This window comes from Enterocloster sp. HCN-30185, assembly GCF_037890305.1.
In the GTDB taxonomy this organism is placed as follows: Bacteria; Bacillota; Clostridia; order Lachnospirales; family Lachnospiraceae; genus Enterocloster.
Genome location: NZ_JBBKBT010000007.1, coordinates 63,208 through 85,721, shown reverse-complemented (window position 1 = coordinate 85,721; position 22,514 = coordinate 63,208). Strand labels below are relative to the sequence as shown.

27 protein-coding genes and 1 pseudogene are annotated in these 22,514 nt (G+C 49.6%); 25 read left to right on the top strand and 3 right to left on the bottom strand.

Annotated elements, in window-relative coordinates:
• The first annotated feature begins 250 nt into the window (after window positions 1–250).
• The 20 genes from eutM (WKT10_RS09500) to eutM (WKT10_RS09405) all read left to right on the top strand — a co-directional run bounded on the left by eutM (WKT10_RS09500) (window position 251) and on the right by eutM (WKT10_RS09405) (window position 15,655).
• The gene (gene eutM / locus WKT10_RS09500) at window positions 251–538 is read left to right on the top strand and encodes an ethanolamine utilization microcompartment protein EutM (RefSeq protein WP_066546952.1); all 288 of its coding nucleotides are present in this window, start codon (window positions 251–253) and stop codon (window positions 536–538) included.
• Between the two features lie 18 nt (window positions 539–556).
• Window positions 557–1,558, top strand: coding sequence for a DMT family transporter (locus WKT10_RS09495; protein WP_296038720.1), 1,002 nt, complete (start codon window positions 557–559; stop codon window positions 1,556–1,558).
• Between the two features lies 1 nt (window position 1,559).
• Entirely contained in the window at window positions 1,560–1,844 is a 285-nt protein-coding gene (locus tag WKT10_RS09490) for a hypothetical protein (protein WP_066546957.1), read from the top strand.
• Window positions 1,845–1,861: 17 nt separating this feature from the next.
• Window positions 1,862–2,158: a BMC domain-containing protein gene (locus tag WKT10_RS09485; RefSeq protein ID WP_066546960.1), complete on the top strand. Its 297-nt coding sequence runs from the start codon at window positions 1,862–1,864 to the stop codon at window positions 2,156–2,158.
• 35 nt (window positions 2,159–2,193) lie between these two features.
• A complete protein-coding gene (locus tag WKT10_RS09480; RefSeq protein WP_066546963.1) occupies window positions 2,194–2,505 on the top strand; it encodes a BMC domain-containing protein in 312 nt (103 codons plus the stop codon).
• 25 nt (window positions 2,506–2,530) lie between these two features.
• On the top strand, window positions 2,531–3,901 hold the full coding sequence (locus WKT10_RS09475; protein ID WP_340276865.1) for an aldehyde dehydrogenase family protein: 1,371 nt from the start codon (window positions 2,531–2,533) through the stop codon (window positions 3,899–3,901).
• A gap of 29 nt (window positions 3,902–3,930) precedes the next feature.
• Window positions 3,931–6,486 (top strand): choline trimethylamine-lyase, encoded by a 2,556-nt coding sequence (gene cutC, locus WKT10_RS09470; protein ID WP_066546971.1) that lies wholly within the window; start codon window positions 3,931–3,933, stop codon window positions 6,484–6,486.
• A 30-nt stretch (window positions 6,487–6,516) separates the two neighbouring features.
• A complete protein-coding gene (gene cutD, locus WKT10_RS09465; protein ID WP_296038712.1) occupies window positions 6,517–7,443 on the top strand; it encodes a choline TMA-lyase-activating enzyme in 927 nt (308 codons plus the stop codon).
• A gap of 31 nt (window positions 7,444–7,474) precedes the next feature.
• Window positions 7,475–7,810, top strand: coding sequence for a BMC domain-containing protein (locus tag WKT10_RS09460; protein WP_066550651.1), 336 nt, complete (start codon window positions 7,475–7,477; stop codon window positions 7,808–7,810).
• The gene (locus WKT10_RS09455) at window positions 7,807–8,286 is read left to right on the top strand and encodes a EutP/PduV family microcompartment system protein (RefSeq protein WP_066546975.1); all 480 of its coding nucleotides are present in this window, start codon (window positions 7,807–7,809) and stop codon (window positions 8,284–8,286) included. The genes WKT10_RS09460 and WKT10_RS09455 overlap by 4 nt, the downstream gene beginning before the upstream one ends.
• Before the next feature lie 2 nt (window positions 8,287–8,288).
• Entirely contained in the window at window positions 8,289–9,431 is a 1,143-nt protein-coding gene (locus WKT10_RS09450; protein ID WP_066546978.1) for a 1-propanol dehydrogenase PduQ, read from the top strand.
• Window positions 9,428–10,132, top strand: a complete 705-nt coding sequence (locus WKT10_RS09445) for a hypothetical protein (protein ID WP_066546981.1) — start codon at window positions 9,428–9,430, stop codon at window positions 10,130–10,132. The genes WKT10_RS09450 and WKT10_RS09445 overlap by 4 nt, the downstream gene beginning before the upstream one ends.
• Window positions 10,117–10,959, top strand: coding sequence for an ethanolamine utilization protein EutJ (eutJ, locus tag WKT10_RS09440; protein WP_066546984.1), 843 nt, complete (start codon window positions 10,117–10,119; stop codon window positions 10,957–10,959). Before WKT10_RS09445 ends, eutJ begins: the two co-directional genes overlap by 16 nt.
• 5 nt (window positions 10,960–10,964) lie before the next feature.
• A complete protein-coding gene (locus tag WKT10_RS09435) occupies window positions 10,965–11,270 on the top strand; it encodes a BMC domain-containing protein (protein WP_296038710.1) in 306 nt (101 codons plus the stop codon).
• On the top strand, window positions 11,264–11,533 hold the full coding sequence (locus WKT10_RS09430) for a EutN/CcmL family microcompartment protein (protein ID WP_066546992.1): 270 nt from the start codon (window positions 11,264–11,266) through the stop codon (window positions 11,531–11,533). Before WKT10_RS09435 ends, WKT10_RS09430 begins: the two co-directional genes overlap by 7 nt.
• A gap of 26 nt (window positions 11,534–11,559) precedes the next feature.
• Window positions 11,560–12,198, top strand: a complete 639-nt coding sequence (locus WKT10_RS09425) for a cupin domain-containing protein (protein ID WP_066547000.1) — start codon at window positions 11,560–11,562, stop codon at window positions 12,196–12,198.
• 12 nt (window positions 12,199–12,210) lie between these two features.
• On the top strand, window positions 12,211–12,957 hold the full coding sequence (locus tag WKT10_RS09420; RefSeq protein ID WP_340276858.1) for a BMC domain-containing protein: 747 nt from the start codon (window positions 12,211–12,213) through the stop codon (window positions 12,955–12,957).
• A 35-nt stretch (window positions 12,958–12,992) separates the two neighbouring features.
• A complete protein-coding gene (locus WKT10_RS09415) occupies window positions 12,993–14,624 on the top strand; it encodes an acetaldehyde dehydrogenase (acetylating) (RefSeq protein ID WP_066547006.1) in 1,632 nt (543 codons plus the stop codon).
• Window positions 14,625–14,635: 11 nt separating this feature from the next.
• On the top strand, window positions 14,636–15,286 hold the full coding sequence (locus WKT10_RS09410) for a phosphate propanoyltransferase (protein ID WP_066547009.1): 651 nt from the start codon (window positions 14,636–14,638) through the stop codon (window positions 15,284–15,286).
• A gap of 84 nt (window positions 15,287–15,370) precedes the next feature.
• Window positions 15,371–15,655 carry an ethanolamine utilization microcompartment protein EutM gene (gene eutM, locus WKT10_RS09405; protein WP_066547012.1) on the top strand — a complete coding sequence of 95 codons (285 nt, stop codon included), beginning with the start codon at window positions 15,371–15,373 and terminating at the stop codon, window positions 15,653–15,655.
• Between the two features lie 102 nt (window positions 15,656–15,757).
• Here the strand turns inward: eutM (WKT10_RS09405) and WKT10_RS09400 are convergent, their stop codons facing one another.
• Window positions 15,758–16,927, bottom strand: a complete 1,170-nt coding sequence (locus WKT10_RS09400) for an NAD(P)-dependent malic enzyme (protein WP_337934029.1) — start codon at window positions 16,925–16,927, stop codon at window positions 15,758–15,760.
• Window positions 16,928–16,974: 47 nt separating this feature from the next.
• Window positions 16,975–18,339 carry a class II fumarate hydratase gene (gene fumC / locus WKT10_RS09395; RefSeq protein WP_296038708.1) on the bottom strand — a complete coding sequence of 455 codons (1,365 nt, stop codon included), beginning with the start codon at window positions 18,337–18,339 and terminating at the stop codon, window positions 16,975–16,977.
• A 195-nt stretch (window positions 18,340–18,534) separates the two neighbouring features.
• Here fumC and WKT10_RS09390 point away from each other — a divergent pair, with 195 nt between their 5' ends.
• Complete coding sequence (locus WKT10_RS09390) at window positions 18,535–18,843, top strand: YerC/YecD family TrpR-related protein (RefSeq protein WP_066547016.1); 309 nt, start codon at window positions 18,535–18,537, stop codon at window positions 18,841–18,843.
• A 263-nt stretch (window positions 18,844–19,106) separates the two neighbouring features.
• Here WKT10_RS09390 and WKT10_RS09385 read toward each other — a convergent pair.
• A pseudogene (locus tag WKT10_RS09385) lies at window positions 19,107–19,517 on the bottom strand (transposase); the annotation flags it as partial.
• Between the two features lie 84 nt (window positions 19,518–19,601).
• Here WKT10_RS09385 and WKT10_RS09380 point away from each other — a divergent pair.
• From WKT10_RS09380 to moaA, 4 genes are all read left to right on the top strand, one after another.
• A complete protein-coding gene (locus WKT10_RS09380) occupies window positions 19,602–19,733 on the top strand; it encodes a hypothetical protein (RefSeq protein ID WP_278283996.1) in 132 nt (43 codons plus the stop codon).
• Window positions 19,734–19,873: 140 nt separating this feature from the next.
• Complete coding sequence (locus WKT10_RS09375; RefSeq protein WP_066547017.1) at window positions 19,874–20,932, top strand: molybdopterin-binding protein; 1,059 nt, start codon at window positions 19,874–19,876, stop codon at window positions 20,930–20,932.
• A gap of 5 nt (window positions 20,933–20,937) precedes the next feature.
• Window positions 20,938–21,426, top strand: a complete 489-nt coding sequence (moaC, locus tag WKT10_RS09370; protein ID WP_066547020.1) for a cyclic pyranopterin monophosphate synthase MoaC — start codon at window positions 20,938–20,940, stop codon at window positions 21,424–21,426.
• A gap of 3 nt (window positions 21,427–21,429) precedes the next feature.
• Window positions 21,430–22,485 carry a GTP 3',8-cyclase MoaA gene (moaA, locus tag WKT10_RS09365; protein WP_066547021.1) on the top strand — a complete coding sequence of 352 codons (1,056 nt, stop codon included), beginning with the start codon at window positions 21,430–21,432 and terminating at the stop codon, window positions 22,483–22,485.
• Window positions 22,486–22,514 lie beyond the last annotated feature (29 nt).

Sequence of the window (22,514 nt, the reverse complement as noted above, 5' to 3'; positions counted from 1 at the left end):
GAAAACCCTTCTGCTTTTTTGTGTACGCCGGTTTCTTCGTCATATTGCTGTGAAAAAAGTAACGATATTATGCGATATATACAATAAAAGATGGAGAAATCGTCTGTTGAAAAATCGATAAATTACACTTGACCTTCCGCATATGGGAATGGATTATACTAAATGTACAGAAAATGTATGCTTTTTGTGAAAAGATCATGCATACTGCGCGCGCTGGCTGTAAAAAAGAAGAAAAAGAAGGAGAAGAAACATGAAGTACGATGCATTAGGAATGATCGAGACAAAGGGACTTGTAGCATCTATTGAAGCAGCAGATGCCATGGTAAAGGCTGCCAATGTAACTCTGATCGGCAAGGAAAAAGTAGGAGGCGGCCTGATCACAGTTCTGGTAAGAGGCGATGTAGGCGCGGTTAAGGCAGCTACAGATGCAGGCGCTGCTGCAGCCCAGAGGATCGGAGAGCTGGTATCCGTTCATGTAATCCCACGTCCCCACGGAGAAGTGGAGACCATCCTTCCGGGAGGCGGAAAGGCAGAATAATCAAAGGAGAGAAACGCAATGAGCGGCAATATGACAAACACATCTGCTGCGGATATGAAGATGAAGCAGCTGAGCAAAAAATTCCGCGTAACAGGCCTTACAGCAGGAGCTCTTTCCGGCCTTACATACGGAATCTATACGACTTTGGTATTGGTTGCGGGCTATTATGAACCACTTGTAAGTGCGGTTGGTATCCTGGCAGCCCCTTATGTATGTTCCGGACTGAACGATCTGTTCGCCGGTATCTGGCTTACGATCTACAATGCAAAAAAGGGACGTCTGGCAGAGATTGGACGTACAGCCAATACCTTCCCAGGAAAGATGATGATCCTGGGAGCACTTTTGGGCGGCCCTATCGCTAACGGCGCTTATCTGGTAGGCCTGGCTCTGGCCGGTGCTTATGCGATCCCCATTTCTGCAACCTGCGGCCTGTTCGGCGCTCTGTTTGCATGGATTTTCTTAAAGCAGCGTCCAACCAAGCGTGTGGTAGCAGGTATGCTTACCTGTGTGGCAGGCGCTATCATCATCAACTGGGTAAAACCGGAAGGCAGCCCGAACTTTACACTGGGAATTATCTGCGCACTGATCGCGGCTGTGTGCTGGGGACTTGAGGGAATGCTTTCCAGCTACGGCGGAGCCATGATCGATACAGATGTGGCAACCAATATCCGTCAGCTCTTCTCCGGTCTGGTAGATCTGGTGATCATCGTTCCCTTAGTAGGCGGACTTGGACTTTTAGGCGGCACCATGTCAGCTGGTATTCCGGCTCTGTGGCTGGCAGTATCCGGACTGAGCGCAGGCGCTTCCTTCCTTCTGTGGTACAAGGCAAATTCCACAGTCGGCTGTGCCATCGGCATGAGCTTAAACGTTACATATGCATTCTGGGGCGTATTATTCTGTATCCTGTTCCTGGGACAGCCTGTAACAACTACCATCGTAGTTGGTTCTGTTGTAATCATCTTTGGTGCGATCCTGGTTACCATGAACCCGCTGGACTTTTTCAAGAAGGGAGAGGTGTAAGATGCTGCTGCCCGCAAGAATGGCGGTGCTCAACTATTTAAGCACTGTGAAAAATGCTGATATCAACGAGATCATGGAGGCAATGAAGCCCCAGTACGGACATGAGAAACAGTTTACAAAGGATATGTATCTGGATCATACGATGTCCTTAGAGGCCAACGGAATGTGCACTCTGGTAAGCCATGAGCTGGATGTAAACGGAGATCTTTCTCTCCGGTTTGCCATTACAGACGACGGCCGCACAACCGTGGAAAAATACGTTCCTGCTAAATACCGCAGCAGATAGGAAAGGAGAAACGGCATATGAGATATTATGGTGAAGAGGCTCTCGGACTGGTAGAGACCCTTGGACTGGTTCCGGCTCTGGAAGCGGCAGACAAGATGTTAAAGGCCGCAGATGTGGAGCTCATCTCTTATGAGAATGTTGGATCGACTCTGGTAACAATCATGGTAAAGGGCGATGTGGCCGCTGTGCGTTCCTCTGTCGAGGCCGGCGCCGCAGCCGCAGCCGCGATCGGAAAGCTGACAGCAAAGAATGTAATGCCAAGACCGATCCGTGCCGTTGGAGAGATCGTTTCGGTACACGATATTGACGCGTGACCGCTGCTATAAACCGAGATGTGAGAGGGAAAAATATGGAAAGATATGAAGCCATTGGATGTATTGAGACCTTCGGCCTGGTATTTGTTCTGGAGGCTGCAGACGCGATGTGCAAGGCGGCTGATGTAGAACTGATCGGCTATGAAAATGTTGCTTCCGGTTATATTTCCGTTATTGTACAGGGCGATGTGGGAGCCTGCCGTACAGCGGTAGATGCCGGGGTGAAGGCAGTAGAAAATATGGGAGCAGAGGTATACAGCTCTGTGGTGATCCCAAGACCGCATCAGGATCTGGGCAAGATCGTTACCCGCTACAGTCTGACCAATCTTTTGCCTCAGGAAGAGTAAATAAGAGGCAGAAGGGAGCAGTGAAATGAAGTTTATCGACAAAGACTTAAAGGCAGTCCAGGAAGCAAGAGTTTTGATGGAAGAGGCGGCCGAAGCAAAGAAAACACTGGCTCTTTTTGAACAGAAGAAACTGGACCGGATCGCAGCCTGCATGATGGATGCTTTAGAGCTTAAGCTGGAACAGCTTACAGAAGAGGCGGTTCGGGAAACGGGATACGGAGACGCAAAGGATCAGCTGCTTCAGGCAAAGCTCCTGATCAAGAAAATGCGGAAAACTCTGGAACCTATGAAATGCGTAGGCGTTCTCAGCACAGATGAGGCTCAGGGCGTTTTGGAAATCGGCGTTCCAATGGGCGTGATCGCTGCGGCTGCACCGGCTGTAAGCCCGGTGGCTGCGGTTCTGAGCGCTGCCGTATGCGCGGTAAAATCAGGAAACGCCATTGTTTTTGCACCCCATCCCAGAGCGGTGAAGACCACGGTGCGTACCGTACATATCCTGGAGGAAGCGGCTCTTGAGGCCGGACTGGTCCGGGGAGCTTTATCCTGCAGTGAGACAGCGGCAAAGGAAGGGGCCATCGAGCTTCTTTCACACCCGGAGACAAATCTGATCCTGAATATGGGTGAACGGCCGCTTTTGGAAGCCTGCAGCCGCACCGGATGCCCGGTTTTATACGGAGGGATCGCTCCCGGACCGGTATTTATTGAAAAAACAGCAGATATAAGCAGGGCGGCGGCATGTATTACGGACAGCCGGGGCTTTAACTGCGGAACCGGAGCAGGAAGCGAGCAGTATGTGGTGGCAGACCGGCAGATCGCCACTCAGGTAAAGGAGGAACTGATCCGTCACGGGGCCTATTTTATGACGGAGACAGAACAGAAACAGCTGACTGCGTTTCTGGGACTGGAAAAAGGAACGGGGCTTCCGGATAAGGAGTTCATCGGAAAAACGGCAGCATGGCTGGCTCAGAAAGCTGGATTTGCAGTGCCGGAGCATACAAAGGTCCTTGTATCCGAGCAGTCTTATATAACGGATTTTAATCCATATGCCAAAGGGCTTTTATGCCCGGTACTGGCATTTTACATTGAAGAAGACTGGATTCATGCCTGTGAAAAATGTATTGAGCTTCTGGTGGGAGAAAGCCGGGGCAATACGCTTACCATTCATTCGCAGGATCCGGAAGTCATTCGGCAGTTTGCCTTAAAGAAGCCCGTAGGCCGTGTGCTGATCAATACGCCGGCTGTATGGGGCGCCATGGGAGTTACAACAGACCTGTTCCCCACAGTGATCCTTGGAAGCGTGACCTCAAAAGAGGGGATCACTGCAGAGAATGTATCGCCTCTTCACATGATCTATAGAAGAAAGGCAGCATTTGGGATCCATGGACTCTGTTCATAAACAGGCAGCCAGAAAGAGAGGGATTTATTTTGGATATTAGAGAATTTTCAAATAAGCTTGCAGAAGCGACAAAAAATATGTCTCCTGAAGAGAAAGCTTCTCTGATGAAGATGTTTGAATCTGTTTCACAGGAAATTGGAAAAGAAGATACAAAAAAAGAGACCGCAAAGGATCTGTGCGAGTATCCTTCTGAGGGAACTCAGATTCCGGACGGCATGACAAGACGTTTAAAGCTGTTAAAGGAGAATTACTTAAAGCAGAAGCCATCCATCACGACCTACCGTGCAAGAGCGATCACAAAGATTGCTGCTGAAAATCCCGGTATGCCAAAGATCGAATTAAGAGCAAAGTGCTTCCGCTACTGCTGTGAGACAGCTCCTCTGGTTATTCAGGATAACGAGCTGATCGTAGGCGCACCCTGCGGCGCACCCAGAGCCGGCGCATTCTCACCAGATATCGCATGGAGATGGATGGTAGATGAGATTGATACCATCGGAACAAGACCTCAGGATCCATTCTACATTTCCGAGGAAGACAAGAAGATCATGCGTGAGGAGCTGTTCCCATTCTGGAAGGGCAAATCCGTAGATGAGTACTGCGAGGATCAGTACCGTGAGGCAGGCGTATGGGAGTTATCCGGCGAGTCCTTCGTATCCGACTGCTCCTACCATGCATTAAACGGCGGCGGCGACTCCAACCCCGGCTATGATGTAATCCTGATGAAGAAGGGTATGCTGGATATCCAGAATGAAGCAAGAGAGCATTTAACAAAGCTTCACTACGAGAATCCAGATGATATTGAGAAGATCTACTTCTACAAGTCCATTATCGAGACAACTGAAGGTGTAATGATCTATGCCAGAAGAATGTCCGAATATGCAAAGGAACTGGCTGACAAAGAGACCGATCCAAAGAGAAAGGCAGAGCTTTACAAGATCTCCGAGATTAATGCAAAGGTTCCTGCTCACAAGCCTGAGACCTTCTGGGAGGCAATCCAGGCAGTATGGACCATCGAGTCCCTGCTTGTTGTGGAAGAGAATCAGACCGGTATGTCCATCGGCCGTGTAGACCAGTATATGTACCCGTTCTACAAGGCAGACATTGAGTCCGGCAGAATGAATGACTTCCAGGCATTTGAGCTTGCAGGCTGTATGCTGATCAAGATGTCTGAGATGATGTGGATCACCAGCGAGGGCGGTTCCAAGTTCTTTGCAGGCTATCAGCCATTCGTAAATATGTGCGTAGGCGGCGTTACAAGAGAGGGCCGTGATGCAACCAATGACCTGACCTATCTGTTAATGGATGCAGTACGTCATGTAAAGATTTACCAGCCGTCTTTAGCCTGCCGTATCCACAACAAGTCCCCGAGAAAGTACTTAAAGAAGATCGTAGATGTAGTACGTTCCGGAATGGGCTTCCCTGCCTGCCACTTTGATGATACACATATCAAGATGATGCTGGCAAAGGGCGTTTCCATCGAGGATGCAAGAGATTACTGCCTGATGGGCTGTGTAGAGCCTCAGAAGGCCGGCCGTCTCTATCAGTGGACCTCTACCGCTTATACACAGTGGCCCATTTGTATCGAGCTTGTATTAAATCACGGTGTTCCGCTGTGGTACGGCAAGCAGGTTTGCCCGGATATGGGTGACTTAAACAGCTTTAAGACATATGAAGAGTTTGAAGCTGCCGTTAAGGAAGAGATCAAATACATCACAAAGTGGACCAGCGTTGCTACGGTTATTTCCCAGAGAGTTCACAGAGAGCTGGCTCCGAAGCCTCTGATGTCCATTATGTACGAGGGCTGTATGGAAAAGGGAAAGGACGTATCCTCCGGCGGCGCTATGTATAACTTTGGACCAGGCGTTGTATGGTCCGGACTTGCTACCTATGCAGACTCCATGGCAGCCATCAAGAAGCTGGTATTTGACGATAAGAAATATACGCTGGAGCAGTTAAATGAAGCATTAAAAGCAGACTTTAATGGATATGAGCAGATCCGCACCGACTGTCTGAACGCTCCTAAGTATGGAAATGATGACGATTACGCAGATGATATTGCGGCAGATCTGATCAACTTTACCGAGCATGAGCACAGACAGTACAAGACTCTTTACTCTATCCTGAGCCATGGTACTCTGTCCATTTCCAATAATACCCCATTCGGCCAGATGACCGGTGCGTCTGCAAACGGACGCCATGCATGGCTGCCTCTGTCTGACGGAATCAGCCCAAGCCAGGGCGCTGACTTCAAGGGCCCGACCGCTATTATCAAGTCTGTATCCAAGATGTCCAATGATAATATGAACATCGGTATGGTACATAACTTCAAGATCATGGCAGGCCTTCTTGATACTCCTGAGGGCGAGGAAAGCCTGATCACCCTGCTGCGAACAGCCTGCATGTTTGGAAACGGCGAGATGCAGTTTAACTATCTGGATAACAAGACCCTGATCGAGGCTCAGAAGCATCCAGAGCAGTACCGCGACCTGATCGTGCGTGTTGCCGGATACAGTGCTTTCTTCGTAGAGCTGTGCAAGGATGTACAGGATGAGATCATCAGCCGTACCATGCTGACTCATTTTTAATCCGGGCGTGGGGCAGTTAGGAGAGATATCATGGAAAGAAAAGCTCTGATCTTTAATGTTCAGAAATACAATATGTATGATGGACCGGGAATCCGCACCATCGTATTCTTCAAAGGCTGTCCGCTGCGCTGCAAATGGTGCGCCAACCCGGAAGGTCTGGAGCGGAAGATCCAGATTATGTTTAAGAAAAACTCCTGCGTCAACTGCGGCCTTTGTGTGGACGCCTGTCCGGTGGGGATCCATGAGATCACACCGGAGGGCATCCACCGGGTGCGCCGGGATATTGACTGTACCGGCTGCGGAAAATGTAAATCCGTATGCCCTCAGGCTGCTCTGGAAGTCAACGGCCAGGTAAAAACTGTATCCGAGCTTCTTGAGATAGTAGAGGAGGACGCTGCATTTTACAGTATGTCAGGCGGCGGCGTTACCCTGGGCGGCGGCGAATGTACGGCACAGCCGGAAGCTGCCAGGGAGCTCCTTATGGCTTGCAAGAGCCAGGGAATCAATACGGCCATTGAAACCTGCGGACACACGAAGCCGGACAAGCTCTTTGCCATTGCGGAATATGTGGATCTGTTCCTGTTTGATATTAAGCATATGGATCCCAAACGTCATAATGAGCTGACAGGAATTGGAAATGAATTGATCTTATCCAATTTAAAAGAGCTTTTGACAAGGCGCTATAACGTGAAGGTGCGTATGCCGATGTTAAAGGGTATCAATGACAGCAAGGAAGAAATTGATCAGGTGATCCAGTTTCTGCTTCCGTTCCGGGATGATCCAAACTTTAAGGGAGTGGATCTTCTTCCTTATCATAAAATGGGCGTGGGAAAATACGGGCAGCTGGATAAGCCCTACCCCATTGAGGGAGACCCCAGCTTAAGCCAGGAGGATTTAGACCGGATCGAGGGCTGGATGAAAGCCTATGATTTCCCTGTAACCGTAGTGCGCCACTGACAGGTAAGGAGGAGCCGTGACAGAAGGAATTATGCCTGCCGGACGGGTGATTGAAGAATCGGTTCCGGGCAAACAGGTGACGATCGCCCATGTGATCGCTTCTCCGGTGCCGGAGATCTATGAATGTCTTGGAATTGAGGGCAGAGGAGCCATTGGCATTCTGACCCTTTCTCCCTTTGAGACAGCCATGATCGCGGCGGATATTGCAGCCAAGGCGTCTGATGTGGAGATCGGATTTTTAGACCGCTTTACCGGTTCTGTAGTGATTTCCGGAGATGTGGAAAGCGTAGATACGGCCCTCAGGGCTGTGACGGATACGCTGAAACGGGTGCTGGGATTTGCGGCCGCGGAGATAACGAGAACGTGAGAAAGAAACGGATCATGATCATAGGGCCCGGAAAAAGCGGAAAAACAACGCTGGCTGCCTGGCTGGAAGACAGCAGCGATATCCGCAGGGTCCAGAATATGGTTTACAGAAAGAATACACTGGATACGCCGGGAGCGTATCTGGAAAGCCCATGGATGCACCATCATCTCATTGCGGCGGCTCAGGACGCCTCCTGTGTGGTGATGACTGCGGATGCAAAGGGAAAACGGGAGGTATATCCTCCGGGATTTGCAAAAGCCTTCCGCGTTCCTGTCATCGGAGTGGTCACACGCTGCGACCTCGCAGAGGGAGACTGCAAAGGAGCGGTACGCCAGCTGATAAGAGCCGGGATCCAGCCGCCCTTTTATGAGATCAGCATCTATGATACAGAACGTATGAAGCAGCTTCGGAGAATTCTGGATCCATACAGGCCGGATGCTTCGGAGCCGGAAAAATCAGAAGAAAGGAGGGAATGATGATGGGACAGTTTTTAATGAGTACCCGGATCTATACAGGGGAAGCTTCTCTGGAAGAAATTGAACATCTGGGACTTAAAAGAGCATATATTATCTGCGATCCTTTTATGGAGAAGTGCGGACGGGCCGGAGAGCTTGCTGCCATGCTGAATGGGGCTGGAGCAGAAACAAGGATTTTCTCAGAGGTCGTACCGGATCCATCCATCGAGGTGGTTGCAAAGGCCATTCAGGGGATGAAGGAATTTGAACCCGATGGGATCATTGCTCTGGGAGGCGGTTCAGCCATTGATACCGCCAAGGCAGCCGGTCATCTTTATGGCTCCATGAACGGAGAGGGAAGGCCTCTTCTGGCAGCCGTTCCCACTACCAGCGGAACAGGAAGCGAGGTAACATCCTTTGCGGTGATTTCGGATACAAAGGCTCAGGCAAAATATGCGCTGCGGGATCAGGCTCTGGTACCGGATGCAGCGTTTTTAGACCCAAGGCTGACAGCTTCCGTTCCGCCGGCGATTACGGCAGATACAGGAATGGATGTGCTGACCCATGGACTGGAAGCTTATGTTTCCGCAAAGGCGGATGATTTTACAGATGCCTGTGCAGAAAAAGCGATCCGGCTGGTATGGGAATATCTGGAACGGGCCGTGTTGGACGGTTCTGATATGGAAGCCAGAGAGCATATGCATAATGCCTCCTGTCTGGCAGGAATCGCATTCAGCAATGCTTCCTTAGGCGTCTGCCACAGTATGGCTCATGCCCTGGGAGCACATTTCCATATTCCTCACGGCAGAAGCAATGCTTTAATCCTTCCCCATGTGATCGCATATAATGCGGGACTGGAGGAGAATGGAGAAAATGAAGCACTGCTCCGGTATGAAAAGATTGCGGATATGCTGGGAATCGGAGGCGGTACTCCCAAAGCGGCAGTACACGGCCTGATCCGCCACATCCGGAATCTGATGAAGCGGATTGGAAGTCCTGCTTATGTGACAGACCTGTCCGTTGAACGGGAGGCATTTGAGGAAGCCATTCCCCAGATGGCAGAGCAGGCGTTAAAGGATAACTGTACGGCTACCAATCCCAGAGTGCCTGAAAAGCAGGAGCTGGAATACCTTTACAAGAAGCTTTGTAAAGGGGGAATCGTATGAGATTTATCACAGAAGAGGATTTGAGGCAGCGGTTTCGCAGAGAACGGTTTACAGAATATGAGCCAGAAGCGGGAACGCGGCTTACACCGGGAGCAAGACAGTTTTTAAGTGACCGCGGTATCCGCCTGACAGAGACAGAAAATGGCGTTCGTCCAGGAAACGGACAGACCGGCTTTGGAAAAAAAGAAGCCGGCAGCAGTCTGAAACAGAATGAACAGCCAAGGGAAACGGAAGCAGAGGAGCGTTCACAGGGAGCTCATCCGGCAGAAGAACTGCCCTGCTGGCAGCTTGAGCTTGGAAACCTTCAGGCTGATTTTCTTCAGGCAGGACTGGATCTTCAAAGAGAGGATGTTCTTGTTTCAAAGGAAATCTTTGAACTGGAACGGAATCTTGCCAGGCTTGCGTCCGGGGAAGAGATGGCTGAAGGAGAAAGGCGCTGGGAAATGCTCTGTCCGGCCTGTACGGGAATCGGTCCTGAAAACTGCAGAAAGTGTTTGGCAGACTGCTTTGAAATCACAGGATTTCATGCCCAGTCACCCAATGGCCGGGTTGTGATCCGGCTTCATGTGCTCAGAAGCAGATTAAGAAAGCTGGAACGGGAGCTTCCCGACGATCGAAAGGAAATGGCACACTGTATCATCAACCGATTATCACAGATGATCTGCCATGGGTTTGGAGGAAAAATATGTCAGAAGAATTAGCATTTGCAGAATGTGACCGCCTGGTGAGGGAATTTGAACAGGTGGTAAAAAAGCCGGTAAAGAAGCGCTCTTCCATTTATTATACCGGCGTGGATCTGGGAACAGCCTGTGTGGTTTTAGCTGTTCTGGATGAGAACCGCCGGCCGGTAGCAGGCGCTTACCGGTATGCAGATGTGGTTCGTGACGGCATGGTAGTAGATTATATCGGTGCCATCCGTCTGGTGCGTGAAATGAAGGAAGAGCTGGAGGAAAAGCTGGGTACGGAACTGATCTATGCAGCCGCAGCCATTCCTCCGGGAACCGACGCTCTGGACGGGGGAGCAATCAAAAATGTAGTGCAGGGCGCTGGATTTGAAATCACAGCCCTGTTAGATGAACCCACAGCCGCCAATCAGATCTTAAAGATCCAAAACGGAGCTGTAGTAGATATCGGAGGCGGAACCACAGGCATTTCCATTTTAGAAAATGGAAAAGTGATCAATGTAGATGATGAGGCCACCGGAGGAACCCATTTTTCTCTGGTATTAGCCGGAGCTTATAAGCTTCCCTTCTCAGAAGCGGAGATTTATAAGAGGGATAAGAAGAATCACAAAGAAATCCTTCCGGTGTTGAAGCCGGTGATTGAAAAAGTGGCTTCCATCATCAGCCGCCAGATCGAGGGCTATAATGTGCAGGGACTGTATCTGGTAGGAGGAACCTGCTGTCTTTCCGGAATCGAGGATATCATAGGAAAGAAAACAGGGATCCCTACCTATAAACCGGAAAATCCCATGTTCGTTACGCCTCTTGGAATCGCTATGAGCTGTACGGATCAGGAAATGGAGTAAAGCATATGGAGTACCGGATCATTAAATCCCCAAGCCGGGGTACATTAGAGATCCTGGCCCGGAGAAAGGGTTCGGGAAATGCAGTAAAGCTGGAGGATGTGGATGCCGTAGGCCTGGTTCAGGGACGTCTGATCGAAATGGTCTGCGCCGCTGATGTAGCAGAAAAAGCAGTGGGCGTTACGGTGGAAGACATCCGGGGCAGCTGCCCCCAGCATATGATCATGCTGGCAATCTTTGGGGATACGGCTTCGGTAGAAGCGGCCCTGGAAGAAATTCGACGGAGAGAAAAGGAGGGAGCGGAGGAATGGTAACAGCAAGACTGACAGGAAATATCTGGGCAACACGAAAATCAGACCTTCTAAGCGGATATAAGCTCCTTTTAGCTGAGGTCATCGGAGGCACAAGAGCCGGTGAGAGCATGGTAGTGATCGATACCATCGGAGCCGGGATCGGGGACCGGGTGATCGTAGCCTGCGGATCTTCTGCCAGACGGATGCTGGGAAGCGACGAAATTCCGGCTGATGCGGCAGTAGTGGGAATTATTGACGAAGACTGCGCCTTTGAGGATTCATAAGGCGGATCAGGAGAGGATGTGGAAAAATGAAACAGCTGATTTGTGCTGCGGATATAGAAGCACTGAAGCAGGCAGGAAAAACAGTATGCGTGACAGGACCGGATGTGATCGTAACACCTTCTGCTAAGGATGCTGCAGAAGCCCTTGGAATCACATTTTCAGACAAGGAGCCGGAGAAGGCAGCATGTACCTGCGACGGAGAAGGCATTGACAGCGAACAGATCTATCAGCTTTTAAAAGCTCTGATGGACAAGGGACTTTTAGGAGAACTGCTGACAAAATGCGGCAGCCGCCCCTATCAGTGCGTAACCCATGAAAATGGATTAAAGGTAGTCCGCGGAAATACAGTGAAAATGGATGTATTTGACACAGGCGATCCAAATGCCACTGCTTATTTCCAGGAACTGGTAAGCAAAGAGGAATCTCATATCAGTGCAGGATTCCTTGTGATCGATCATTCTGAGTTTGCCTGGGAGCTGACGTATGAGGAAATCGACTATGTAATCGAGGGAACGCTGACCGTTACCATTGACGGAAAGAAATATACGGCAAATGCAGGAGATGTTCTTTTTGTTCCATCCGGTTCCAAGGTAATCTGGGGTTCTCCGGACAAGGCAAGAGTATTCTATGCAACCTATCCGGCCAACTGGGCGGACCTTCTGTAAAGGAGGACATAAATGCAGGCGCTGGGTATGATAGAAACAAGGGGAACCCTGGCAGCCATTGAAGCGGTAGATGTGATGCTCAAGGCAGCAGATGTAACCCTTGTAGAAAAGACAAAGATCGGCGGCGGTCTGGTGACGGTTACTGTAACAGGTGATGTGGCAGCCGTAACTGCAGCTGTAGATGCAGGCGCATCGGCAGCAGAGCATCTGGGTGAAGGACTTTTGGTCAGCCGCCATGTGATCCCAAGGCCTCATGAAGAGCTGGAGGGATTTTTCGGGCCAGAGCCGGAGGATCCGGGAAAACGGAATGAACCGAAGGCAGCGGCCGGAGAGGCTGAAATTGTATCTGAGGATGAGCCGGAGGAAGCGGCCGAAGAGCTGGAAACTGCATCTGAGGATGAGCCGGAGACTGTGGCAGCAGGGCTGTCGGAGGATACCGGGGCTGAAGAGGCTAATGCAGAGACTGGGGAAGACGGCACAGCGGTACAGGAGCTGGATGCAGAAGTGGGCAATACCGCCGTACAGGAGCCGGACATAAGCATTCCCAATCCTGTTACACGGGCATGGTGCGATGGCCTTTATGATGTTTCAGGAGCAGAGGCAGTGATGACAGCTCTTAAAAACTGTCATGTAACGCAGCTTCGTAAGCTTGCCAGAAGTTATCCGGAGCTGGGAATGGCCGGAAGGGAGCTTTCCAGAGCAAACCGGTCCCGTCTCTTAAAGGAATTGAGACAATGGTATGAAACGCGACAGAAATAAAACATCCGGTGTCTGACCGGAGAAAGGAACCGATAATGGAGAATTTTGATTTAGATCTGCGTTCCATCCAGGAAGCCAGAAATCTGGCCCGTCAGGGTGAGGAAGCAGCAAAGAAAATGGCCACTTATACAAGTGAGCAGATTGACAAAATTTTAAAAAGCATGGTAGAAGCAGCAGAAGAGCATGCGGCCTGTCTGGGAAGAATGGCAGTGGAAGAGACCGGCTTCGGAAATGCAGTTCATAAGGCATATAAAAACCATGCGGCGTCTACATTATTATATGAAGATATCCGTGATATGAAAACCGTAGGCATTATCTCCGAGGATCGTGCCAGAGGTACCATGGATGTAGCTGCTCCGGCAGGATTGATCATGGGCATTGTTCCATCTACCAATCCTACCTCTACCGTAATTTACAAATCCATCATTGCTATTAAGGCTGGAAATGCAATCGTATTTTCTCCCCATCCATCCGCAGCCAAGTGTACTTTAAGGGCAGCAGAGGTAATGCGTGACGCAGCTGTTAAGGCAGGCGCTCCGGAGGGCGTGATCAGCTGCATTACAACACCTACCATGGCGGCAACCAATGAATTGATGCACTGCAAAGAGGTGGCTCTTATCATCGCAACCGGCGGCCCGGGAATGGTTAAGGCAGCCTACAGTGCAGGAAAGCCGGCCATCGGCGTAGGCGCAGGAAACTCCCCTGCATACATTGAACGTACAGCAGACGTTAAGGCGGCAGTAGATGCTATTATTGCCAGCAAGACCTTTGACAATGGAACCATCTGTGCTTCTGAGCAGTCGATCATCTGCGAGCGCTGTAACCATGATGAGGTGGTTGCAGAGTTAAAACGCCATGGAGCTTACTTTATGACGAAGGAAGAGACCGACAAGGTATGCCGTCTGCTCTTTAAGAACGGCCATGCAATGAATGCCAAGTTCGTAGGACGCAGTCCGGAGGTGATCGGACAGGCAGCCGGGATTTCTGTTCCGGCAGGAACCACGGTTCTGATCGGAGAACAGGGCGGCGTAGGCGAGGGATATCCTCTTTCCTATGAGAAGCTTACAACAGTTCTGGCATTTTACACCGTAGAAAACTGGGAAGAAGCCTGTAAGCTCAGCATTGACCTTTTACAGAACGGTATCGGTCATACCATGAGCATCCATACCAATGATCAGGAACTGGTTCGCAAGTTTGCCATGAAGCCGGCTTCCCGTATCCTTGTAAATACCGGGGGCAGCATGGGCGGAACCGGAATCAGCACAGGACTGAATGTAGCCTTTACCTTAGGCTGCGGAACCTGCGGCGGAAGCTCTGTTTCCGAAAATGTAAGCCCCTTAAATCTGATCAATGTAAAGAAGGTTGCTTATGGATTAAAGAACTGCTCTACCCTTCTTAAAGATGACAGAACCTTCCGCAATCCGGAGAAGGCGCAGGAAGTACAGGCCAGCTGCTCTCAGAATACAGCTTCTTCCCAGAGCTTTAGCCCGGCTGATATCGTGGCATCCTTTGAACGCCGCCAGGGCGGGTGCTGCTGTGGGGCTGCTGTTCAGGAATCCAGCATTGATACGGCAGAACAGTTAAAAGAGGCCTCTGTTAAGGGATTTACAGATGACGCCCATCTGGCTGATCTGGTACGCCAGCTGATTGCATCCATGAACGAATAAGGAGGCAGAACATGAATCAGTGTGAAGAACTGCTTAAGCTTTTAATGGAAGCGGTACAGCAGGAAGGGCAGAAAAAGGAAGAACCCTGTGCCAATGGGGGGATTCCGGTAGGTGTTTCCAACCGCCATGTCCATCTGTCTCAGGCTGACTTAGACCGCCTGTTTGGTCCGGGATATGAGCTGACCAAGATGAAGGATCTTTCCCAGCCGGGGCAGTATGCCTGCAAGGAAATGGTTACGGTCTGCGGCCCTAAGGGAGCGATCGAAAAGGTACGCATCCTGGGTCCGGTACGCCGGGAAACACAGGTAGAAATACTGGCAGGAGACGGCTTTAAGCTGGGAGTAAAAGCTCCGGTACGGCTTTCCGGAGATCTGGATGGAACACCGGGAATTACCCTGGTGGGCCCGAAAGGTTCTGTACAGACAGAAAAAGGCGTAATGGTTGCTCAGAGGCATATTCATATGCTTCCGGCTGACGCAGAGCGCTTTGGTGTCCATGACGGACAGGTTGTAGATCTGGAGGCAGAAGGTCCCAGAGGAGGTATTTTAAGAAATACGGCAATCCGTGTGACCGCACAGTCACAGCTGGAATGCCATCTGGATATGGAGGAGGCAAATGCTTTCGGTCTGGGAGGAACTTCCGTGGTACATATCCATTGCTAAACTATATTGGAAGTCTTCGGCTGAAAATGGCCGGACTGTAATCATGTGAACTAAAAAATTAAGATAAATCAGGAGGAAATAATCATGAAGTATGATGCATTAGGAATGATCGAGACAAAGGGACTGGTAGGCTCTATTGAGGCAGCAGATGCTATGGTAAAGGCAGCAAATGTTACCCTGATTGGCAAGGAATTCGTAGGCGGCGGCCTTGTAACTGTTATGGTACGCGGCGATGTAGGCGCAGTTAAGGCAGCTACAGATGCAGGCGCAGCAGCAGCTCAGAGAGTAGGCGAGCTTGTTTCCGTTCATGTAATCCCACGTCCACATGCAGAGGTAGAGACCATTCTTCCTTCCGTAAAGGAGAACTAAAACGTATTAAAGATAAGAAAGGCCGCAGCCGGATGAGTCCTGGCTGCGGCCTTTTTGCGCCTGTGTTTTGATGTTATATGGCTTTTAAATAGATTGTATTCTTTAAATCCGTGCGATCCCTTCCTCTACAGCCACATCAGCTACCGCTTTTGCAACTACGTCGGCTACCGCCTTGTTTAACGGGGAGGGAATGATATTATCTTCTGTAAGCTCCTCATCAGAAACCATGCCGGCAATGGCATAGGAGGCTCTCTGCTTCATGGATTCAGTGATCTCTCTGGCACGGACGGAGAGAGCACCTTTAAATACGCCCGGAAATACCAGTACATTGTTGATCTGGTTGGGGAAGTCAGAGCGGCCGGTTCCTACGACTGCAGCGCCTCCTGCCAAGGCCTCGTCGGGCATAATCTCCGGTGTGGGGTTTGCCATGGCAAAGACGATACCCTTATTCATAGAGGCAACCATTTCCTTTGTCACCAGTCCGGGACGTGATACGCCGATAAAGGCGTCCGCATTTTTTAAAGCGTCGGCCAGAGTGCCATGCTCGTGATCCAGATTGCTGATATGGGAAATTTCTTCCTGGCCAGGATTTAAGCCCTCGTCGCCTTCGCAGATAATACCATTGATATCGCAGAGGATCACATTTCCAAAGCCCATATTGATCAGATGTTTTCCGATGGCAATGCCTGCGGCTCCTGCTCCGTTAATTACCACACGAAGCGTTCCCATTTCCTTTCCTGTTACCTTGATGGCGTTTAACAGGGCGGCTGCCACAACGATAGCAGTACCATGCTGGTCATCATGGAATACAGGGATATCGCACAGCTCCTTTAAACGGCGCTCAATCTCAAAGCATCTGGGAGCGGCAATATCCTCCAGATTGATGCCGCCGAAGCTTTTGGAAATCAGATGTATGGTCTGTACAATGGTATCTGTGTCCTTGGAGTCAATGCAGAGAGGGAATGCATCCACATCTGCAAATTCCTTAAACAGGGCGCATTTTCCTTCCATAACCGGCATACCGGCTGCAGGGCCGATATCTCCCAGACCCAAAACAGCCGTACCGTCTGTGATGACGGCTACCAGGTTGGAGCGGCGGGTCAGCTTAAAGGACTGCTCGTAATCCTTTGCGATCACCCGGCAGGGCTCGGCTACGCCCGGAGTGTAGGCTAAAGAAAGATCCTCTCTTGTTTCGATTTTTTTGCGGGAAACGACCTCGATTTTTCCGTTCAGGTCGTAATGCATCTGCAGGGATGCCTGATTGATATCCATGATTTTGTTCCTCCTGTAAAATAAAATGTGCTCTGGGAGCAGAGTGTTTATACCATAGCTTCGGGTTTGAATACCTGATCGAATTCCTCTTCCGTGAGAAAGCCCAGAGATACGCAGGCTTCCTTCAGGGAAATATTTTCCTTATAGGCTTTTTTTGCGGTTTTAGCCGCATTTTCATAGCCGATATGCGGATTAAGGCAGGTCACAAGCATCAGGGAACGACGGAGATTTTCATCCATCTTTTCACGGTTGGGCCGGATGCCGGATACGCAGTTATTATTAAAGGAAATCAGTGCGTCGGTTAAAAGACGGACAGACTGGAGAAAATTGTAAATACATACGGGCATGAATACATTTAATTCAAAGTTTCCCTGAGAGGCAGCAATGCCTACAGCCGTATCATTTGCCATAACCTGAACCGCCACCATAGTGACAGCCTCGCACTGAGTCGGATTTACCTTTCCCGGCATAATGGAGCTTCCGGGCTCATTTTCCGGGATAAAGATTTCACCCAGTCCGCAGCGGGGGCCGCTGGAAAGCCAGCGGATATCATTTGCGATCTTCATCAGATTGGCTGCCAGGCCTTTTAAGGCGCCGTGGGCAAATACCAGCTCGTCCTTGCTGGTGAGAGAGTGGAACTTGTTGGCTGCGGTGACAAATTCTTTTCCTGTGAGCTCGGAAACTGCTTTTGCCACTTCCGTATCAAAGCCTTTTGGGGCGTTTAAGCCGGTGCCTACGGCAGTGCCGCCCAGAGCCAGCTCCCGAAGTCCCTTAAGGCTTAAGGCAAGCATTTCCTTTGATTTTTCCAGCATATTTTTCCAGCCGCTGATCTCCTGGGAAAAGGTGATGGGAGTGGCGTCCTGAAGATGGGTGCGCCCGGTTTTGATGATACCCTCATTTTCCTTCATCAGGCGGTCAAAGGTGGAGATTAAAAGATCCAGAGCAGGAAAGAGCCTGTCCTCGATTTCGGCCGCCGCAGCAATGTGCATGGCAGTGGGGAAGGTGTCATTGGAACTCTGGGACATATTGGAGTGGTCGTTGGGGTGGAGCAGCTTCTTTCCGGCGATTTCATTTCCCCGGTTGGCGATGACCTCGTTTACATTCATATTAGACTGGGTGCCGCTTCCGGTCTGCCATACAGCCAGAGGGAAATGACCGTCAAGCTTTCCTGCCAGAATCTCATCACAGACTGCAGATATGAGGGAAAGGCGTGTTTCATCCAGCTTTCCCAGACGGTGATTGGCCATGGCCGCTGCCTTTTTCAGGATCGCAAATGCCCGTATTATCTCCATAGGGATCTTTTCTGCTCCGATTTTAAAGTTTTCAAAGCTGCGCTGGGTCTGAGCCCCCCAATAACGGTCTGCAGGAACCTGGATTTCTCCCATGGAATCGTGTTCAGTACGGTACTGCATGATTTGTTAGCCTCCTTGCGTGTACGTCGTAATATTTTTGATAACAGTATACCACACATGAAGTTGTTTGAAAATAATTTACTTTATTTTCTCGAACTGTTCGCAAGATATGGACTTTCAAACTTTAATATGTTAAAATAACTGAGTGCAGATTATATAAATAAAAAGTCATAAAGCAATAAGGAGAATATAGATATGAATAAAAAAATTAAAACAGAAGCAGTGGATCATTTGTTTGATGCGATTCTTACCCTGAAAACACCGGATGAGTGCTATAAGTTCTTTGAAGACGTATGCACCATCAATGAACTTTTGTCCCTTTCCCAGCGCTATGAGGTGGCAAAAATGCTCAGGGAAGGGCAGACCTATCTGGAGATTGCGGACAGGACCGGAGCCTCTACCGCTACCATCAGCCGTGTAAACCGTTCTTTAAATTACGGAAGTGACGGCTATGATATGGTGTTTGGGCGTCTGCATCTGGGAGAAGATACGGACGGGGAGTAGGGGGTCACTTATAAAGTGGGTTAAAAACAGCACGGGCTTTCTTTTGTGACGGGCACGTGCTGTTTCTTTTGTTGGAGATTGCGGAAACTGCAGGATTATCCTAAATTATTCACGGAACAGTATTTGAATTGATAACAGTACCATGAATCTGAAAATTGATCCATGCAGCCATAACATCACTCAATTAACCCGTCAAAAGGGTATAAAATCCCTGTGGCAGAGTTCAGAGCAGTTGTTAAGCTGTCAATGTTCGTTAATAGTTGCTATTCCAGCTGTACATTCAGCTTGCCGATATTTGAAAGTGTCTCATAGAATTCATTCTTATAGGGGCAACTGCTGCACAGTTTGAATGTGATATATCTTGCTGAATGAACTACTTTTGCAGCAATCTTCAGCAATTTTAAACGGACGGTATCAATGCGTTGCTTTCGCATATTTGCTGATAACACCAATCTTCTAAACCAATTAAATATGTTATACGCAAGAGCATGTACCTGCAGTCTATTGGCATTTACCATTCTGGTATGACTGCTTACGGACGCAAAATCAAAACCGGATTTGCTTTCTTTAATGAAGTTTTCCATCAGCCCTCGCTTGCAGTAAAATTTGATGAGATACTCTGGTGAGGAATCCATGTTTGTGACAACAAATGTGTACATGTAAACCATTTGGTTTATCAGGCACTTCCGATGGGGGCGGTTCCTGTAGGGCATAATTCCATAATAGACTTAAAGGATGTGCCCTGTGAAGAAGTTGATATGGGAGAAACGAATGCATATCATTTTTCTCTGGAAGGAGAATTCTTTATGCATAAAGAGCAAGCCTATGTTGAAACTGCTCCAAGAGATATTATACAATTTAAATATGCGGAAAGCCTGCAAATCCAGTAATGGTAAGACACTGCAAATATGAGGATCGTGTAGAAATACATGATCCTTTTCTGCCCCGCAAACCATTTACAAATTCCCCCATTCGTGGTATCATCATAAGAGCGTTATTTCAAAAAAACAATAACGGTGGAGGTTGCAAAATGAAGCTGATAAAAACAGTAGATGCAGAGGGTGCTGTACTCTGCCATGACATTACACAGATCATCAAGGGCGTGACAAAGGACGCCGTATTCCGCAAGGGGCATATTGTCGCAAAGGAGGACATACCGGTACTTTTAAGTGTGGGAAAGGATCAGCTGTATGTCTGGGAAAAGGAGGAGGGGATGCTTCATGAAAATGAGGCAGCCGAGATCCTGTGCAGCCTGTGCAAGGGAAACCATATGGAGCGCTCTGAGGTAAAAGAGGGAAAGATTGAGCTTACGGCTGACTGTGACGGTCTCTTAAAGGTGGATAACAGAGGCTTAAAGGCAGTGAACGGATTCGGACAGATGATGATCGCCACCCGTCACGGAAATTTTGCCGTAAAGAAGGGGGACAAGCTGGCTGGAACCCGTATCATCCCTCTGGTGATCGAAGAGGAGAAGATGGAGCGGGCCAAAGAAAGCGCATTGGCTGCCACAGGGGGACGTCCGATCCTGGATGTAATGCCTTTTGTACATAAAAAGGTAGGAATCATTACCACGGGAAATGAGGTGTTCTACGGGCGGATCAAGGATACCTTTACCCCGGTGATCGAGAAAAAGATGGCGCAGTTTGACACGGAGATCATTGATCATGTGACCTGGAATGATGATGATAAAAAGGTGACTGCTTCTATCCTTGATATGGTGAAAAAGGGTGCGGATGTAGTAGTCTGCACCGGAGGCATGAGCGTGGATCCTGACGATAAGACGCCCCTTGCCATCAAAAATACAGGAGCCAGGGTGGTATCCTACGGGGCTCCTGTGCTTCCGGGAGCTATGTTTTTATTAGCTTATCTGGAAGTAGAGGAGGAAGGAAAGAGCCGTACAGTGGCAGTGATGGGGCTTCCGGGCTGTGTGATGTATGCAAAGCGTACGATTTTTGACCTGGTGCTGCCAAGGGTGATGGCAGATGATGAGGTGACAGAGGAAAATCTGGCTTCTCTGGGACAGGGCGGCCTGTGTCTGAACTGCCCGGTCTGCACATTCCCCAACTGCGGTTTTGGAAAAGGAGTGTAGGAAAAATGGATTTTTCACATTTTGATGAACAGGGAAATGCCTGGATGGTAGATGTAGGCGGAAAGGAAGAAACAAAACGGGAGGCCACTGCAAGGGGCAGTATCTTTATGAGCCCGGAGTGCCTGAAAATGGTGAAAGAGGGTTCTATGAAAAAAGGCGATGTTCTGGGCGTGGCCCGTGTGGCCGGGATCATGGGGGCCAAGAGAACCTCTGAGCTGATTCCTCTGTGCCACCTGCTGAACCTGACCAAGCTGACTGTGGACTTTACGATCCATGAGGAGACAAATGAGATTGAAGCAGTCTGTACGGCCCGTACCACCGGACGCACCGGCGTGGAGATGGAAGCGCTGACCGGAGTGAATGTGGCCCTCCTTACCATCTACGATATGTGCAAGGCAGTGGATAAGTCTATGGAAATGAGCCATATCTATTTAGAGCATAAGTCCGGCGGAAAGAGCGGGGAATTTTATAATGAGGTAAGAAGGCAGAGGTAAAAAATGAGGGATCAGACGGGAAGAGAAATCGATTATATGCGGATCTCCATTACAGACCGCTGTAATCTGAGATGTAAATACTGTATGCCGGACGGGATCCAGTGTATGCCCCGGTGGGAGATCCTTTCCCTGGAAGAACTGGAGGCGATAGCCGTTTGTGCGGCGGATCTGGGAATCAGGAAGATTAAGGTTACAGGTGGAGAGCCGCTGGTGCGCAGGGACTGCCCCCAGTTAGTACGGATGCTCAAAAATGTCCCCGGTATTGAGAAGGTAACTCTCACCACCAACGGTGTTCTTCTGGAACAGTATCTGGGTGAGCTTTTGAATGCGGGGCTGGATGCGGTCAATATCAGTCTGGATACTCTGGATCCGGGGCTTTATGAGACCATTACCGGGGCAGATGCGCTGGATAAGGTTCTGGGAATCATAAGCAGGGCAGACAGGCTTCCCATCCCGGTGAAGGTCAATGCGGTATCCATTGATTTCGACAACTGGAAGGATGGAAAAGAGCGGGACAAGAACGGCTGGCGGGCCATGGCAGCACTGGCAGAGCAGTATCCGGTTGATGTGCGCTTTATTGAAATGATGCCCATTGGTTATGGAAAGCAGTTTCAGGGCATTGATCACAGAACGCTGCTTTTGCAGCTGAAGGAAATGTATCCGGATCTTGAAACAGACCATGAAGTCCATGGTTTTGGCCCGGCTGTTTATTATAAATCCCAAAGGTTTAAAGGCAGCATTGGCTTGATCAGCGCTATTCACGGAAAGTTCTGTTCTTCCTGCAACCGGGTGCGTCTGACCGCTCAGGGATATTTGAAAACCTGTCTGTGTTATGAGGATGGCGTGGATCTGAAACAGGTGCTCAGAGAGGAGATATCCCGGCCGGAAAAGGAAAGCCACTTCATCTGGCCGGAAGGGCTGGATGTTCGTGACGAAGGGCTTCAGAGCCGTTTGAGGACTGTGATGGAGAAAACGATCCTTAAAAAGCCCATGGCCCACTGCTTTGAAACACCGGGAAGGATTACGGAATCACATAATATGAGCTCGATCGGAGGATAAAAGGATGGATGCGAAGGAGAGAAACGGAT